Below are 17,804 nucleotides of genomic sequence, written 5' to 3' on the forward strand. Positions count from 1 at the left end.
ATGGCAAGGAACTATGCATCAGTGGCTTTCACTCCGGAAGTGAAGGCCCTGCAGGAACGCTACGGAAGCCGTCAGGCCTATGCGCACATGGAACAAAAAGCGACCGGGACCCGGCTTTCCGATAGCGAGAGCAACTTTATTCAGGAAAGGGATAGTTTCTATATAGCGAGCATTGGCGAAAATGGGTTTCCTTACATCCAGCACCGTGGAGGGATGAAAGGATTTCTTCACACAATTGATCCGCAAACACTTGCGTATGCCGACTTACGTGGCAACAGGCAGTTCATTACAGTAGGCAATGCTGCCACTAATCCCAAAGTTTCCCTGATATTAATGGATTACGCACGGCGGGCGCGATTGAAGGTATATGCCGAAGTCGAAATCGTAGCTATTAACGACCGCCAGGATCTGGCCGACCTGGTTATTCCGGAAGGCTATGAAAACATTGCCGAGCGGATTGTGCTGCTGCATATCGTAGCCTTTGATTGGAACTGTCCAAAGTATATTACTCCCCGTTATGCTATGGAAGAAATTAATCAGATGGTAGCGCCGATGCAGGAACGTATAAAGGAACTGGAATCGGAAGTCCTGCGGTTAAAGAAGCAAAATGAGCTATTTACTGCAAACTCACCACACTAGAACCGGCATAGAAGCGCCGATGCGGTGCCGCCCACTATCATATATTCTACTGAATGTTTGTTAAAGATTTCGCGGATGTAGCGAATGCTGCGTGCATAGTCCATTTAATGTTCATTGCTTATTCGAACCAGCTTTGACATATTCCTCCCTCAAAGATTTCATTGAGCGCTCAAAGCTATCATGACGCTTCATTGACTTTATAGAAGATGGGGCAGCTGGCTTCACAGAAGACTTCAATTCCTGAATGCTTTTGTATTTGGCTGATTGGTTCATGTGAATCTCTTGAAACTGTAAATTGAAGATACGAATGTATTACAAAAATCAAGGCTCGAAAAAATAGGTAAGAACGCCTAGGAATGCGGGGACTGTTGGTGACAGTCCTTTTTTGTTGCTTCGTCGACATTACAATGCTTTCTGTCGACGGTTAGAACAAAAAGACCATTGACCGGATTATCATCCCAAAATGGTTCATAATCACAATAACAAAATGCCGGGCAAGACGATCATTAGCAGCGACTGGTACGCTGACGAACAGCTTATCATCACACAAATCAGCGGTGATATAGACAAACAGGATGTCATACACTGGGAGCAAACCTTACATGCGGCGCTGGATCGGGTGGCGGATTCGGGCCTTTTCAAGATCTTCATAAACCTGCACGGCTTTAATGCGGTGAACGTGGATGTGCACAAACATTTTCGCAACACTGTTCCACTTACGCTCGCGCGCTATGGCTGGAAAGTCGGCTACGTGGCAATGTTTCCGGATGAAGCTGAAAAAATAGTCATCACCAGGAACAGGAATATCCAATGCGTCGCAGCAGCACATTGCCACCAGGATACGACAAAAATGGAGAAATACGAATTGCTGTTCAGCAGCAACAACGAACACTTTTTCACTGACGCGGAAGCCGCAAATGCATGGATAAGAGGCTTTAATAAACCTTCATAGAATCACTTTCCTAAGCCCCTCTAATCCAACTCATACAAGCGCCGCTCGCTTCTTAATTTTTCTTGCAGCTCTGCGATGGCTTGCTTTTTACTTTGCTTGATCCGGTCGAGTAATGGTTTTGGGCCGCCGTCGGGGTTGTGACGGGATCCCCAGGCGAGGAATTCTACCATGATCGGTACGAGCTCGATTCCTTTGTCGGTGATCAGGTAAAGGAATTTGGACGCGTTTTTGGGTGAGGTTACTTTGGAAACTATTCCTTCTTCCAATAGCAGGTTCAACTTTTCGGTAAGTACGGCCGAAGATATTTTCTCAGCCGATGCCCGGAATTCCAGGAAAGAATTTTTGCCGTTGAACATGATGTCCCTCAGGATTAGGAGCATCCATTTATCACCAAAGATTTCCACCGAATAATTGATGGGGCAGCTTGATCTTCTCTCTGTGCTTTTCATAATATTATCATCAAAAGTAGTTTGTTTTTAAAACTGCTTTTATCTAAATTTGCAGTTCGTAAAACAGACTACAAATTTAGCAAAGTTTAATTATGGACTTCACAAGTAAAAACGTCATTATCACTGGCGGAACAACAGGAATCGGACTGGCAACAGCAAAAGCATTCATCAGCGCAGGTGCAAACGTGTGGATCACGGGAAGAAGTGCCGGTAATCTGCAAAAAGCCAGCGCAGAAATACAGAGCCCAAAACTGGCCACTGTTGTAGCGGATACATCGAATCTCGACGGCATTTCGGTTTTGGAACGAACATTTGCGGAGACCGGCAGCAAGCTGGATGTCCTCTTCCTGAATGCGGGAATCGGAACATTCGAGCCGATTGCAGAGGTTAGCGAAGCGAATTTCGATGCACAGTTCAACACGAATGTGAAAGGGCATTTTTTCACATTACAAAAATTACTTCCCCATCTGAGGGACGGAGCGTCGGTATTGTTCACATCTTCGTCGGCAGCATCTGCTGCAAACATTGGAAGCAGCGTATATGCCGCCACCAAGGGAGCGCTAAACAAAATTGCCCAAACCGCGGCTAATGAACTGGCAGGGCGGAAAATACGCGTAAATATCGTTAGTCCGGGACCAATTGCAACCCCGGGGCTAACCAGCGTCGTGCCGGAAGAAGCACAGGGCTTTTTGGCTGGTGCTACCGCATTGCAAAGGCTCGGCACGCCTGATGAGATCGCCCGCACAGTGCTTTTTCTGGCTTCTGATGCAGCAAGTTTCATTACCGGAACGGAAATCAACGTGGATGGCGGTTATCATAGCTATGCACTGAAATAAGTTGGCTATATCTTTCATTATGAGTTAAAAAAGCGGCTATCAGCCGCTTTTTTAAGTTCCTGATAACTTCCTCACCATTCAGTGATTCAAAGACAAACGCCAGTTTTATTTTTAATTAGTATAAATAATTTTACTTTTGCGAAAATTAAACGTTCGCTTGATGAAAGTAAGATTACACTCCATACTATTCTTTTTCGCCTCTGTTTGTTCCTTCCAGCTCGCTTATGCCCAATCTGATTCGGGAGTGATCCGGGGGACCGTGATGGATAATAATAACCAGCCTATCCCGTTCGCTTCTGTCGTTGTGAAAGGGACTAACATAGGCACCACTGCAAATGGTGACGGAAGTTACCGGCTTGGAAATTTGCCCAAAGGAAACGTTTCGATCAGAGCTTCTTTTATCGGATATACGATTCAGGATAAAGATATTACACTTGATCCGGGCTCGGACCAAAGCCTCGATTTTGAGCTAAAAGAAAGTTCTTCCCTGCTTGATGAAGTCATTGTATCCGCAGGACGCAGGGTGGAGTCGCTGGCAGAAACGCCGTCATCTGTAACGGTTGTGAACGCAAAGGAGATCGGAGCACTTTCTACCATAAGCCCCAACATTGCCAACATTCTGGCATTTTCGGTTCCGGGTTTAGGAGCTTCTACCAATCAGACTGGTAACTCGGGGCAAACATTGCGCGGTCGTAACCTGCTGGTGCTTATCGATGGCATACCGCAATCAACTCCTCTCAGGGCCGGAGGAAGGGATATCCGTTCCATTGACCCTTCGGTGATTGAGCGGGTAGAGGTGATTAAAGGTGCCACGGCAATTTATGGAAACGGTGCTGATGGTGGGTTGATGAACTACATTACGAAAACCCCAAAAACAGACCGAAAAATTGGCGGATACAGCCAGTTGAGCCTTACCGGAAACACCCGCGGAGACAGCACGCTGGGATTCCGGGCTTCACAGCAATTGTACGGGCGGGTGGCCAAGTTCGATTACGTCGTAAGCGGAATGTACGAAAAAACCGGCGTTTACCGGGATCCGAAAGGGTTAGTGATATCTCCTGATTATGGACTGGGCGAAACCAAAATATACAATGCATTTGCGAAGGTTGGTTACAATTTTAATGCTTCCCAGCGCATTGAGGCAATGTATAATTATTACAGCTCCAATCAGCATTCGGCTTATGTTGCCAAAGCCGGCGTTTACAGAGAGTCTCCCGCGATCGGCGTATGGGGAACGCGAAAAGGAATTGACGAGGGAACCCGCTACAACCACAATGCCAATATTCAGTATACCAACAAAAATGTTATTGGCCGGACTTCTCTGACTGCCAATGTGTATTTGAAGGATTTTTGGACGGTTTATTCCAATTCAGAATCATTTTTTGGCAGCGGACAATCTGCCATCATTTCCACGAAAAAAGGTTTCAGGCTTAACCTGAACACGCCTTTCACCGTTTCGTCCAAACTGTCGGGAGACGTCACTTATGGTGTGGATATATTGAATGATAAAACTGAGCAAAATCTGGTTGACGGCCGCTCCTGGGTGCCGCGCATTAATATGAACAACCTGGCGCCCTATGCCCAGCTCACGACGCAATGGTTTGATTACCTGAACTTGAAAACAGGCTTGCGTGCTGAAAACATCAAAATGGACATTGCCGATTACGCCACGCTGGCCACAGGTCCCAATGGTGCCGGAAGTATTAATGTAACAGGTGGAAAGCTGGATTACAATGCGTTTGTATTCAATGCAGGGCTTCGGTATTCAAAGCATAAGCGCTTCAACCCATTCGTCAGCTATTCACAATCGTTCTCGATTTTTGATCTGGGCAGAATATTAAGGGCTGCGAACGAAAATACGGTGGCCGGTCTGCAAACCGAGCCGATCATTGTGAACAATTATGAAGTCGGTTTCAGCAGTGCATTGGGGCCATTGAATGTGTCGGCTGCCTATTATTACAGCACATCGAAACTGGGTTCCAATTTACTGCTGGTAGATGGTAAATACGTAGCAGAGCGATTGCCCGAGCGCGTTTGGGGTTACGAATTCCAGGTGGATTATCAGGTGACCAACAACTTCGTTCTGGGAGGAAACTATGCTTTCGTGGAGGGTAAAGGGGATAAGGACGGCGACGGCAATTTCAACGGCACAACCGATAAATATCTGAACTCGAACCGCATTACACCCGTGAAAATTGCGACTTACGCCAGGTACAACAAAGCCCGTTTCAATGCAGATCTGAACTGGTTATATGTAGGTAAGCGGGACCGCTTTGCTCCCAACGAAAAAGGCGTTTATCCAATCGGCGAGGGGCCCATCGAATCTTATAATACATTTAATTTGTCTTTGGGATACAAAATTACGGAAAGCCTGAAAGCTGATTTGGGTATTGAAAACTTGCTTAATACCGTTTATTACCCGGCTATCGCCCAGTTTTACGGCACAGCCATTGATTACCGGAGAGGAAACGGGCGCAGATTTAACCTTACAGTAGGATACCGGTTTTAGCGAATATGAAATTTAAAAAAGTGGTCAGCTTTTTACACCTTTGGCTCGGACTTGTGTCCGGGCTTTTTGTGTTTTTGATTGCTGTCAGCGGCTGCCTCTATGTTTTTGCCGACGAGCTCAAACCCATCGTTTACCGGGAGCGTCTTTTTGTTACCCCGGAAAATAAAGAAAAGCTCCCTTTGACCCAACTGCTGAGCATTGCCCAAAATACGCTCGGGAAGGACAAAATCATCACGCGGATCGAAATGGCCAACGCGCCCGACCGATCGGTAACATTCCGGTCACAAAAGAATAATCCCGAAGGATTGACGCACTGGGACTATTTCGAATATTATTACCGGGTATATATCAACCCTTATTCAGGGAAAGTTATTTATGTGGAAGACTCAAAAAACGAATTTTTTCAGCTCGTACTGGCATTGCACATGCGAATGTTATTTGGTGAAAAAGTAGGGCATTACGTGGTCGGATATTCGGTGTTGAGCTTTGTAATTATATTGATTTCCGGCTTTATTCTCTGGTTTCCCAAGAAATGGACAGTCAAAAGCATCAAGAACCATTTCACTGTTAAATGGAGCGCAAAATGGAAAAGACTAAATTACGACCTGCACCAGATCCTTGGACTTTATGCATTCATTATTCTGTTACTAACGTCCCTGACAGGCCTCGTCTGGGCATTTGACTGGATGCAGGATTCTGTGCGTTTTGTAGCGAATGGCGGGAAAAATATAGAAAAGCCCGCCCTTCTGGTTTCAGATACATTGCAGCCGCAAGCTGTTTCCGGGTTGGATAAGGCATTCACAGTGACCGCCGCTGGCTACCCGGATGCATATGCTTATCTGGTATTATTACCTGCCAAAGCCACGTCTACGATTAATACACTGGTCTATAAAAAAGACTGGAACCGCTTCGACCGCCTGCTGATCGTATATGACCGTTATTCTGGCAGAATGCTTTCCAACACCTCCTTTCAGGATCTGAATAACGGCGACAAGGCCTATCAGTTAAATTTCGACTTGCACACCGGCGCATACATGGGTTTATTTGGTAAAATCCTATCATTCCTCGCCGCCCTGGCCTGCTCCATATTACCCGTCACCGGCTTTTACATCTGGTGGAACAAAAAGAAAAAGAAGAAGTCACCACTGCAAGTACAATTGGCGGATCGGTCGTAGCGGAGCAAACACCGGAAAGTCCATCCGCTTTTTCTCTCCCTAAGCTTAAAATGCCTCACTCCATCATGTGTCCTTTCGAGTGCATGATGTAACTTTGATGCTACTCTGTAATGCTTATCCCTTTTTGATTATCAAATGAAACAAATTCTTATCATCGTTCTGCTTTGCTTTTCTTGCCTGACTTGCCCTGCTCAACTTTTAGACCGTATCAAAAACAGAGTGGAGCAAAAGGCTGTCGACCAGATTGACCAGTCGATTGATAAGGCTTTGCAAAAAAAGAAAAATAAGGATAATACCACTGCTCAGGACACTGCAGCTTCACCTGCCTCAGTGCCTGCCAGCCAGCCAACGGACGCGGCATCACAGGCTGTGAAAGCAGATGCGTCCCGGCCTGCTGCCGCTGCCGTACAAACAAGTCAGGATATCACAGCCTATTCCCGCTTTGATTTTGTGCCCGGCGATAAGATCATTATGTATGAAGATTTTACCCAGGATGCAGTAGGGGACTTTCCTGCAAACTGGAATACGCGGTCGGGCGCGGACCTGGTGAACATTGCTGGCCGTGAGGGCAAATGGCTTCGACTGAACCAGGACGGGGTTTTTTATCCGGAAAACCTCACCAGCAATTTGCCCGATAACTTCACGCTGCAATTGGACCTGATCGCAAACAAGGACGTAGCCAATATCGGTGAGTTCATGATCAGCCTGATGCAGACCAGCGACACGGATCAAAAATTTGCATGGGGCGAGTCAAATCAAGTCTCGGCGCCCAGTTTTAAGATTATTTTTCAACCCAATTCCTCTGAAAAAGGCAGCCTGGACTATTCAACGAATCTGATCGGCAATCAGCATAAGTATGGTGTGCCCGAATTCAATACGGTGAAAAATGCGACAAAGGTTTCTATTTGGCGGCAAAAGCAGCGCATCCGCGTTTACCTGGACAGTACAAAGGTGTTGGACCTGCCGCGAGCTCTCAACGCTGCTGAGCCATTGAATTCATTGGTTTTTGCCGCAGATAATCCTGATTTTAACCAAAAAGGCGGCGCATTTTTCCTGGGAAATATTCAGTTGGCTGTCGGTGCTGCTGATACGCGTAACAAATTGCTGAGTGAAGGTAAATTCGTCACCCGCGGCATCCGCTTTGCTGTGAATAGCGACCAAGTTCTTCCGCAATCTTACGGCAGTCTGAAAGAAATCGCGCAGGTTTTACAGGAAAACGCCTCGCTCCGCGTCCGCATTATAGGCCACACGGATTCGGATGGCGATGAAAACACCAATGAGAGCCTTTCCAAAAAACGAGCAGATGCTGTTAAAGAGGCGCTCGCCAAAAATTTCGGTATCGATGTTTCAAGACTGGAGACCGACGGAAAAGGAAAAGCCCAGCCTGTCGACTCCAACGACACAGCTGTCGGAAAGGCCAACAATCGCCGGGTTGAGTTTATAATGCTGTAAATCTTGTTTGGCAACTCGCAAACTGGGTGGGTCCGGGTTGCTGGCGCAGTTGCGCATCAGCCTACTTTCCGGGCGGTCAGCCTGTATTGCTCGGGGCTTTGGCCCATGTTTTTTTTGAATACCCTTGAAAAATAGAAGGGGTCGTCGTAGCCCAGGTGCAAAGCAATTTCTTTGATCTTTGCTTCATTGGCATAGATCAGCTGACAAGCTTTCTGCATTTTCAAATGAATAAAATAATCCACCGGCGCTATGCCTGTGCCCTTGCGAAAGAGCATTGAAAAATGCGAGCAGGAGAGCTGGTGCTTGTTTGCCATATCTTCTACCGACAATTTCTTATCCAGATGCAGGCGCATATGGGTGATCGTGTCCGTGATCATGTCCGCCTTTTCGGTATGCTCGGCAGCGAGGTGTTTTTCGGGAAAGAGGAACATGGCCATAAAATATTGCAGGCACATGGTGGCATTGGCCAGGTTTTCCAGGCTGTAACCCATTTCCAGACTCTGATAGATCCGGTGCCAGGTGTCGGGCACTTTTTCATTGAAGATCAGGTTAGCAGGTCCTTTTTGAGGCAGGATCTGTAAGGTTTCGTTAAAATGATCAATGGCGCTGCCGGTAAAATGTATCCAGTAAATCGTCCACGGGTCCTCGTGGTCGGCCCAGTAACGTATATATTGATCAGTCGCCGGCAGCATAATGTATTGATTGGCCGTGACCTCAAATTTCTTATCGGCGATCACATAATGTCCCTTTCCCTGAACGCAGTAGATCAGGATATTATCCTCGCAGCCTTTGCGCCGCTCGCGGTAATGAAAAAGGGCTTTGGGAAAATAGCCGATATGCGTAATGTACAGGTGGAAAAGGGCAGGGTTCTTGTGGACCACATCGCGCAGAATTCCCGGTGGCAGGCTGATCAGCTTTTCCCCGTCAAATCCATCCCGCCTTCTGAAACTGCTGCTCATAACTTCTGTTGATTTGTAATCGTATTTTCCATTATACATGAAGACAAAGTGCGATAATAGGCAATTTTATATCATTATTAAAAATAAATCGGGATTGGATTGTAATTAACGATGGATAACAAAACTGCTTGATCATAGCATCGTCCATGAAAATAAACGGATGCTCTATATGTAACACCTGAATGCTCAACTACTTTTGGCACATCAAACAGCGACCGACTTGCGCTGCAAATTTTTGATCCTATGCATTTACATTCTATAAATTATGTTGCTATTAGCCGATAAAGTCGTTTTTTTAACGGGAGGGACCGAAGGGATAGGGTTTGAATGTGCCAAAGCATACCAGCAGGCAGGCGCCCGCTTATGCATCATCAGCAACGATTCAGAAAGCATTCACCGTGCAAAAACGCAGTTGGAAAGCAATGCAACCGTGTTTTTCCTTGCCGATGTTGCCAATGCTGCACAGGTGCAGAAAGCCATCGCGCATTGCCTTGCAGTGTTTGGTAAAATAGATGTTATTCACAATAATGCAGGCATTTCGAGTCCTTCCAAAGCGTTGCATGAGACTACTGAGCAGGAGTGGAAAAAACTGTTTGAAGTAAATGTAGGCGGCATTCATCATACGACATTACATGGCATCGAAGCCCTTAAAAAATCCGGTGGGAGCATCCTGAATACGGGGAGTCTCGTGGGAGAGATAGGGCAGGAAATCCATGCGGCATACACGGCTACAAAGGGTGCGGTAAATGCGCTTACAAAGTCCATGGCGCTGGACTATGCACCTTTCGGTATCCGCGTTAATGCTGTTGCGCCTGCGGGTGTCATCACGCCACTTTTGCGGAGTTGGAGCCAGCAGCAGCCCGATCCTGATTTGGCAGAGGAGTATCTCAACAACATTCACGCGCTGGGCTATTGTCCTGAGGGCGACGTGATTGCAGACGCCTGCCTGTTCCTGATCTCAGATATGGCCAGGTTTATCACAGGTTGCATTCTGCCCGTAAGCGGCGGTGCCGAACTGGGTTATAAGAAGCTTTCCAGCAAACAGAACCATTTTCATGATCTATAAAATAGCAGTAAAAGACGCCCGTTACCCGCTCGACGGCAGCGCAGGAAGCGACGCCATTCACCGCGATCCTATTTATTCCTATGCCGTTACCGAGCTTGTCGACGACAGCGGCGTTACAGGGACTGGCTTTGCATTCACATTAGGCGAAGGAAATCAGCTTGTTTGCCAGGCCGCGCAGTATTATGCCCAGAAGCTGGTTGGGAAGGGCATTGAAGAAATAATGGCCGACTTTGGCGTTTTATTCAGGCAATTGTCTGATGATCAGCAGTTTCGATGGCTTGGGCCGCATAAAGGCGTCGTGCACCTGGCGCTGGCTTCTGTTACCAATGCTTGTTACGATCTTTGGGCAAAAAGACGCGGTGTGCCGCTATGGAAACTGCTCACCAGTCTTTCGCCCGAAGCCATCGTAAACACGCTGGACTTTTCGTATCTGGAAGACGAGCTCACCAGGGAGCAGGCAATCAGTCTTTTAACAATGGAGCAGGCAAGCAAAGCAGACCGGGAAAGCATTCTGAAAACAGGATATCCCGGTTACGACACTTCGATTGGCTGGTTCAACTATTCCGATGAAAAGGTGCGTGAAAACTGCAAAAAGGCCTTAGCCGATGGTTTTACAGCCATGAAGCTGAAAGTAGGATCCGCCGATCCCGCGCGCGACATCCGGCGCGCCCACATTGTACGTGAAGTTGCCGGAGATCATGTGAAAGTAATGCTCGACGCCAACCAGCAATGGAACCTGCCGGACGCGATCCCGATTTGCAAGGACCTGGCAACAATGAACCCTTACTGGATCGAGGAACCCACGCACCCCGACGACATTCTGGCGCACCGGACACTGGCGAAGGAAATTGCGCCTGTGAAGCTTGCCCTGGGCGAGCACGTTCCTAATAAGGTGATTTTTAAAAACTATCTGCAAGCGCAAGCAGCCGCATTTGTCCAGGTGGATGCCGTGCGCGTCGGCGGTGTCAGCGAGTTCCTGACGATCAGTTTGTTGTGTAAAAAATTTGGCATTCCTGTCGTGCCGCATGTGGGTGATATGGGGCAGCTGCACCAGCATTTGGTGTTGTATAATCACATTGCGATGGGACATGAAGCATTATTTTTGGAGCATATTCCGCATTTGCAAAAACACTTTGTGCATCCCGCCCGCATTCAAAACGGCGTTTATGAAACACCGCAGGAACCTGGCAGCAGCTGCGACCTGATCGCTTTGCGTAACTAGTCCATTTATTTCCGATGATCCACTCCCTCGATATCACAATCAGCGCGCTGTACATTACGGCGATATTTGTCATGGGTCTGTGGGCTGGATTAAAACATAACAAATCGAAAAACGGCTCTGGTGAAGCCGGGGCGTATTTCCTGGCAGGCAAAACATTGCGCTGGCCCACGATCGGCCTTGCATTGTTTGCTACCAACATTTCCTGCGTTCACCTGGTAAGCCTCGCGCAAAGCGGTTTCGACACCGGGCTTCTCAACGGGAATTTCGAGTGGATGGCCGCTTTCATCCTGATCCTGCTCGCACTCTTTTTCGCTCCGTTCTACATCCGGTCCGGCGTTTCCACCTTGCCCGATTTTTTGGAAAAACGCTACGACCGCGCAAGCCGCGACTGGCTGGCTGTGATCTCGGTGGTGTCGGCAGTAATAGTGCACATTTCCTTTTCCTTACTGGCCGGCGGCATTGTTTTGCAGACATTGTTTGGCGTGGATATGTACGCGAGCATCATCGTCATTTCCATCATTACGGCCATTTACACCATTGTTGGTGGGTTAACCGCCGTTGTCATCACCGAGTCGATCCAGACGATTGTGCTGCTTTTCGGCGCGGTGATCATCAGCATTGCCTCATATAACAAAATGGGCGGTTGGGAGCCGATGATGGACGTTCTCCAAACGACCGGCCAGCTTGAAAAGCTCTCCATGATGCGTCCCCACGGCGATAGCAGCGGAATGCCGTGGTATGCCGTGTTCTTTGGTTATCCCGTGCTCGGGATCTGGTATTGGTGTGCCGACCAGACAATTGTCCAGCGGGTATTGGGTGCAAAAGATGAGAACCATGCGCGCATAGGGCCGCTGTTTTGTGGTTTTATCAAAATCCTGCCCGTTTTCATTTTCGTGCTCCCCGGACTTTTCGCCTATACATTATCGCAGTCGGGCGGGCTGGATATTTCAGCTTTGCAAACTGTTTCAGATGGCAAAACGGTAGTTAATAGCAAAGGAATTTACACATTAATGATCACCCAGCTTTTGCCCAAAGGACTGGTTGGAATATTGGTCGCTGCATTACTTTCGGGGCTGATGAGCCAGATTTCCGGTGCGCTTAATTCCGTATCTACATTGGTAAGCTATGATTTATACCAACGGCGCAAACCGGGAGCATCGGACCAGCAACTGATCCGCGTTGGCAAAATCGCTGCGGGCATTGCACTGGTCGTCTCGCTGGCCACATTGCCGCTGCTGAACAGTTATGAAAGTATATTCAATGGCCTCAACGACATCATCGCACACATTGCACCGCCGATCACTTGCGTGTTTTTATTAGGGATCTTCTGGAAAAAGGCTTCTGCGGAATCTGCGAAATTTACCTTGTGGATCGGATCTGCGGTTGGTGTCATTGTTTTTACTGTCAATAAATTATATCCCGAAACGCTGGTCGGACAAGTGCCGTTTATGATGATGGCGTTTTACCTGTTTTGTTTTTGCGTTTTAGTCCAAGTTGTCTTCTCTGTTTTCTTCCCGGTCCGCCACACGTCTGCAAGCCTGCAACTTTTCTGGAAATCGCCCCTCGAATCGCTCCAGACACCCGGCTGGCCAGGCCTGGGCAATTACAAAGTGCTATCCGTCCTGCTTGCCGGGATCATGTGCTTTCTCTTCTGGTTTTTCAGGTAAGCGGCTGCATTTAAAATAATTGGATTTTAATAATTGTTGTTGTTCACATTTTAGTCGAATGTGTTTTAGGCCATTTTATACACAAAATTCAAGCATTACCAGCGTATTCTAATAATCGTATTATCCATGTTTTTATCAGGTTAATCCATTTCAAAGTGATTTTTGCCTGTCTAATTTTACCCCATCAAATAGTATAAATTAATGAAAGAATATGGAAAAATCTACTTCAAGCCGATGGCAGCTTCCTGGGCTGCTTCTGGCGTTTTTGCTGTGTGCCGTCAGTGTTTTTTCAGCATCGGCCCAGACCGTCGACATTACCGGAACAGTCACTTCCGCAGGCGATAACACAGGCTTGCCCGGCGTATCCATTACCGTAAAAGGGACAACCTCGGGAACGGTAACCGATCTGAATGGCAAGTATGCGATAAATGTTGCGGATCAAAATGCCGTGCTTGTGTTTTCCTTTATAGGTTATGAAGCTGTGGAGCAGCCGGTTGGAAGCCGCAATGTCATCGATGTGGTGATGAAAGAAGATCTGAAACAGCTTAGTGAAGTGGTTGTGGTCGGCTATGGAACACAGAAAAAAGTCAACCTCACGGGCGCAGTGGCAACAGTGAGCGGCGATGAAATGATCAAACGGCCCGTGACCAATCCAACGGCCATGCTGCAAGGCACAATGCCCGGGGTGCAGGTGACGCAGGGCAGGGGAGAACCTGGTAATGAAGGCGTTTCGGTGCGTATCCGGGGCTCGGGAACTTTCAGCGCCGCCGGTTCGGAACCGCTCGTGCTTATCGACGGTGTACAAGGCAATATGTCCGACCTCAATCCCAATAACATTGAAAGTGTGTCGGTTCTGAAAGATGCTGCATCGGCGTCCATTTACGGTGCGCGCGCCGCAAACGGGGTGATCCTGGTCACAACCAAAAAAGGAAGTGAAGGCAAGCTGAGCGTGCAGTACAGCGGAAATTACAGCATTAACAAGCCCACCAAGCTGTTTGACCTGATCACAAACTCAGCGGAATATATGGAGTTGTACAATGAAGCACGCGTAAATTCCGGGCTAACCTCGGGATTGTACTCTCAGCAGCAGATCGACGATTACCGCAATGCAACGGACCGCAACCTGTATCCTAACACAGACTGGCTGGGCCTCATTTTCCAAACCGCCCCCACACACATGCACAACCTGACCTTCGATGGCGGGCGCGGCGGAACACATTTCAATGCTTCTATCGGTTATGTAAACCAAAAAGGCGTGATGAAAGGATTTGATTTTGAAAAATACAATGCGCGGCTGAACATTGCCTCGCAGATCAACAAGAAGATCAAATTCGGTGCGAACATTGCCCTGAAATCCGGCAACACGCAATCGCCTGTTTTCGGCTCGGAAGATATGTTTTTGTCGGCCATGTCACAGGCTCCTACTTACGGACCGAAACTGGCGGACGGCAGCGGGCGCTTTACTTACAAGGCTTATGATTTGGAATACAACAACAAAAACCCGATTGCGCTCCTCGACGGGCACATTAACCGGGACAAACTGGATTACTCGGCCAATACGCAGGGCTGGTTTGAGGTGAATTTGTTAAAAGGGCTTACGTGGTACGCGAAGGGCGCAGTCAATGCGGATTTTTATAAAACGAAATCTTTCAAACCGCCCTTGCAGCTCTATAATTTCCGTACAAACGAATTCATGGCCACATTGGATCTCGGCGGCGGACTGGAAGTGAAGGATGAGCAGAATGTTTATACCAATTTGTTCTCCTACCTCGATTACGAGCACATCTTCGGACAAAATCATGCATTCAAAGCGCAGGTAGGTTACAGTACTGAGAAGAATTCTTTCCAGGATCTTGAAGGGATCAGAAGAAACTTCCCGACGGATGTTTTGCGCGAAATAAATGCGGGTAGTCCGTCTATCCAGTATGCCAATGGTTCGCAAAATCAATGGGCGATCCGGTCGTTTTTCGGAAGACTTAATTACAATTTCAAGGAGCGTTACCTGCTGGAAGCCAACATGCGCTATGACGGAACCTCGCGGCTTGCGGCCGATTCGCGCTGGGGTGTGTTCCCTTCGTTCTCTGCGGGCTGGCGGGTGACGGAAGAGGATTTTATCAAAAATCTGAACCTCAACTGGCTTAACAGCATGAAGTTTCGCGGATCGTGGGGCCAGCTTGGCAACCAGAACATTGGAAATTATCCTTACCAGGCGATCCTGAGCTTTACCGGAAATTATTCCTTTGATGATTCCAATCTGTCTTCGGGTGTGGCGCAGACCAACCTTTCCAATGCGGCCATCAAATGGGAAACCACAACCATCGCCGACTTCGGCCTTGACATGACAGTCTTCCGCGGCCTGAACCTGAGTGCAGACTGGTATCGCAAAACCACAACGGACATTTTGAGAAGTTCTCAAGTAACTGGCGTAGTGGGTCTTGGCGCTCCTACGATAAACAACGGGACTATGGAGAACACGGGTGTTGAACTTGGGATTTCATACAATCACCAGGTTAACAGCGGCGTGTTTTCTGGATTGAATTACAATTTGGGTGTGAATCTGGAACATTACAAAAACAAGCTTGTGAAGTTTGGACAGCGTGAAATTGACGGCTATCGGATCCGTGAAGAAGGAAAGGAATACAACACTTATTACATGCTTCAGATGGATGGCATTTTCCAGTCGGCCGATGAAATTGCTGCCGCGCCCAAACAATACAATGATGCAACTGTGCCGGGAGATATCCGCTTCCGCGATGCAAATGGTGATGGCAAGATCAACGACGACGACCGCGTGGTCATGACGGGTAATTATCCGGGGTTAAATTATTCATTCAATGGATCAGTCAACTTTAAGGGCTTTGATTTGTCCGTTCTGTTTCAGGGGGTTAACAATGTTAAATTTTTTGTGGACAATTGGGGAACGGTTCCTTTTGTACAAGGGTCACCGCCTACAACGGACTGGCGTAATCGCTGGACGCCTGAAAATCCTTCTACCACAATGCCACGCATTTACTGGGGCTGGGGTGCACCCGACCGAATCCGCAGATCGTCTTCCTACTTCCTTCAGGATGCTTCCTACCTGCGTTTGAAAAACCTCACATTCGGTTATACACTGCCACAAACATTGGTGAAAAAGATAGGCATTGACAACCTGCGGGTGTTTTTCTCGGGTGATAACCTGCTGACGGCTACCAAATATCCGGGCCTTGACCCTGAGCGCGGCGGCAGCGGAAGCTTTGTGCAATATCCTCAAAACAAGATTTTATCATTCGGATTAAATATCAGATTATAATGAAAAGTCAGAAACTAAAACTGTTCGTACTGCTGACTCTGGCGTTTAGTGCGTGCAATGATTCACTGGACCTCAATCCCCTCGACCAGATTTCAGCATCCACATTCTGGAAAACAAAGGGTGATTTTGACAAGGCATTAACGGCCAATTACGCTTCCATGCAGGCCGATCCCTGGGCGGTCGAGCTGCCCGTCTGGAACTGCCTGACGGACGATGGCTTTGCGCAGCATAATTCAGGAAGTGCAAAAGAAATCACGTCCGGCAGCATCAGTCCTTCCACAGGTGGTTATGTTTCAGGAGTTTATGGCGAAAGTTACAAGGCCATTGCCCGCGTAAATATTTTCCTGGCTCAATTGAAAGCGTACACCAATGCCGACATAACCGACACCAACCGGAAGCTCTACGAGGCCGAATCCCGGTTTTTGCGAGCATTTTATTATTTCCAGCTTTATCATTTGTATGGCGATGTGCCGCTGGTTCTGGAACCGCTTACATTGGAAACGCAGAACCAGCCCAAAGTGCCGGCTGCGCAAATCCTGGCGCAGATCCTCGCTGACCTGGACTTTGCCATCGCAAACCTCAATGCAAATGCTTATCCGCAAAACGGTGGCCATGCTGCTGTAACTTCCGCGCAGGCATTCAAAGCGCGTGTGCTCATTTTTGCTGCATATGGAGACAACGGAACGCCTGATCCGGCCTTGTTGGCACAGGTGAAAACGCTGACCAGCGCAGTGATGCCGAAATACAGCCTGAGCCCAAAGTTCGAAGATATATTCCGTGACGCCGGTCAGAAAAACAACCCGGAAATCATTTATTCGACTAATTTTCTGGCCCCTAACAACACCCGGCCCTGGGATATGTATTATGGTGACTGGTTGGTAGCGAGCCCGTTACAGAACTTCGTGGATGCATTTGAATGCACCGATGGGCTGCCCTACGGCGTGTCGCCGCTGACAGATAAAAAGGAGCCGTTCAAAAACCGGGACTCACGCCTGGCTAAGACCGTCTTCGTTGACCATCCCGATTTTGGCGGTGGCCGGGTTCATATCCCGTCCAACAGCCGGCCGTCGGGTTATGGCGTAATGAAATTCCTGGCGCCTGAGAACATTCCGTTCGGATTTTCGACATTAAGCCAGCAAAATGCAGTAGTGCTGCGCCTGGCGGAGGTTTTACTGATGTATGCCGAAGCACAAAATGAAATAGCAGGCCCGGATGCAACCGTTTACAAAGCCATCAACGACATTCGCCTGCGTTCCCAAATGCCAGCCTTACCAGCCGGTTTGACCAAAGCCCAGATGCGCGAAAGAATCCGTCACGAACGCCGCATCGAGCTTGGTTTCGAAGGTCTCCGCTATTACGATTTAAAGCGGTGGCACATCGCAGAGCAGGTTTTGAACAATGTAAAAGACAGCTTCGTGCCTTACAAGTTTGAAAAGAAATTTTACAAATGGCCAATCCCACAGCCGGAGATTGATAAGAGCAGCGGGGTGCTGGTGCAGAATGGGGATTACTTGTAGGAGGTTATTGACAGGGCAGCCCGGTCGCTTGTCACCCTGAGCGTAGCCTGCCCTGTCACTCTGGGCGTA

The 17,804-nt window shown here is 48.1% G+C and carries 13 protein-coding genes; 11 read left to right on the forward strand and 2 right to left on the reverse strand.

The genetic code is table 11. From position 1 onward, the window contains the following. Together NFI80_RS01830 and NFI80_RS01835 are read left to right on the forward strand one after the other, a co-directional pair. Entirely contained in the window at window positions 1–639 is a 639-nt protein-coding gene (locus NFI80_RS01830) for a pyridoxamine 5'-phosphate oxidase family protein (RefSeq protein WP_235164515.1), read from the forward strand. A gap of 463 nt (window positions 640–1,102) precedes the next feature. Beyond that, window positions 1,103–1,591: a hypothetical protein gene (locus NFI80_RS01835; RefSeq protein WP_235164516.1), complete on the forward strand. Its 489-nt coding sequence runs from the start codon at window positions 1,103–1,105 to the stop codon at window positions 1,589–1,591. A 20-nt stretch (window positions 1,592–1,611) separates the two neighbouring features. Here the strand turns inward: NFI80_RS01835 and NFI80_RS01840 are convergent, their stop codons facing one another. Then, the gene (locus NFI80_RS01840; protein ID WP_233796515.1) at window positions 1,612–2,040 is read right to left on the reverse strand and encodes a winged helix-turn-helix transcriptional regulator; all 429 of its coding nucleotides are present in this window, start codon (window positions 2,038–2,040) and stop codon (window positions 1,612–1,614) included. Between the two features lie 92 nt (window positions 2,041–2,132). On the opposite strand from NFI80_RS01840, the gene NFI80_RS01845 reads away from it, so the two are divergent. The 4 genes from NFI80_RS01845 to NFI80_RS01860 all read left to right on the forward strand — a co-directional run bounded on the left by NFI80_RS01845 (window position 2,133) and on the right by NFI80_RS01860 (window position 8,012). Continuing rightward, window positions 2,133–2,876: an SDR family oxidoreductase gene (locus NFI80_RS01845; RefSeq protein ID WP_235164517.1), complete on the forward strand. Its 744-nt coding sequence runs from the start codon at window positions 2,133–2,135 to the stop codon at window positions 2,874–2,876. Between the two features lie 160 nt (window positions 2,877–3,036). Further along, window positions 3,037–5,385, forward strand: a complete 2,349-nt coding sequence (locus NFI80_RS01850) for a TonB-dependent receptor (RefSeq protein ID WP_235164518.1) — start codon at window positions 3,037–3,039, stop codon at window positions 5,383–5,385. Window positions 5,386–5,390: 5 nt separating this feature from the next. Continuing rightward, on the forward strand, window positions 5,391–6,560 hold the full coding sequence (locus tag NFI80_RS01855) for a PepSY-associated TM helix domain-containing protein (RefSeq protein WP_235164519.1): 1,170 nt from the start codon (window positions 5,391–5,393) through the stop codon (window positions 6,558–6,560). A 135-nt stretch (window positions 6,561–6,695) separates the two neighbouring features. Further along, window positions 6,696–8,012, forward strand: coding sequence for an OmpA family protein (locus NFI80_RS01860; RefSeq protein WP_235164520.1), 1,317 nt, complete (start codon window positions 6,696–6,698; stop codon window positions 8,010–8,012). A 56-nt stretch (window positions 8,013–8,068) separates the two neighbouring features. Here NFI80_RS01860 and NFI80_RS01865 read toward each other — a convergent pair whose 3' ends face one another. Next, complete coding sequence (locus NFI80_RS01865) at window positions 8,069–8,971, reverse strand: AraC family transcriptional regulator (protein ID WP_235164521.1); 903 nt, start codon at window positions 8,969–8,971, stop codon at window positions 8,069–8,071. A gap of 265 nt (window positions 8,972–9,236) precedes the next feature. Here NFI80_RS01865 and NFI80_RS01870 point away from each other — a divergent pair, with 265 nt between their 5' ends. The 5 genes from NFI80_RS01870 to NFI80_RS01890 all read left to right on the forward strand — a co-directional run bounded on the left by NFI80_RS01870 (window position 9,237) and on the right by NFI80_RS01890 (window position 17,735). Continuing rightward, entirely contained in the window at window positions 9,237–10,037 is an 801-nt protein-coding gene (locus NFI80_RS01870; protein ID WP_235164522.1) for an SDR family NAD(P)-dependent oxidoreductase, read from the forward strand. After that, a complete protein-coding gene (locus NFI80_RS01875; protein ID WP_235164523.1) occupies window positions 10,027–11,259 on the forward strand; it encodes an enolase C-terminal domain-like protein in 1,233 nt (410 codons plus the stop codon). The genes NFI80_RS01870 and NFI80_RS01875 overlap by 11 nt, the downstream gene beginning before the upstream one ends. 14 nt (window positions 11,260–11,273) lie before the next feature. Then, window positions 11,274–12,926: a sodium:solute symporter gene (locus tag NFI80_RS01880; RefSeq protein WP_235164524.1), complete on the forward strand. Its 1,653-nt coding sequence runs from the start codon at window positions 11,274–11,276 to the stop codon at window positions 12,924–12,926. Between the two features lie 211 nt (window positions 12,927–13,137). Next, complete coding sequence (locus NFI80_RS01885; RefSeq protein ID WP_235164525.1) at window positions 13,138–16,218, forward strand: SusC/RagA family TonB-linked outer membrane protein; 3,081 nt, start codon at window positions 13,138–13,140, stop codon at window positions 16,216–16,218. After that, window positions 16,218–17,735: a RagB/SusD family nutrient uptake outer membrane protein gene (locus NFI80_RS01890; RefSeq protein WP_235164526.1), complete on the forward strand. Its 1,518-nt coding sequence runs from the start codon at window positions 16,218–16,220 to the stop codon at window positions 17,733–17,735. The genes NFI80_RS01885 and NFI80_RS01890 overlap by 1 nt, the downstream gene beginning before the upstream one ends. Window positions 17,736–17,804: the final 69 nt, after the last annotated feature.

Source organism: Dyadobacter chenhuakuii (assembly GCF_023821985.2).
Lineage (GTDB): Bacteria > Bacteroidota > Bacteroidia > Cytophagales > Spirosomataceae > Dyadobacter > Dyadobacter chenhuakuii.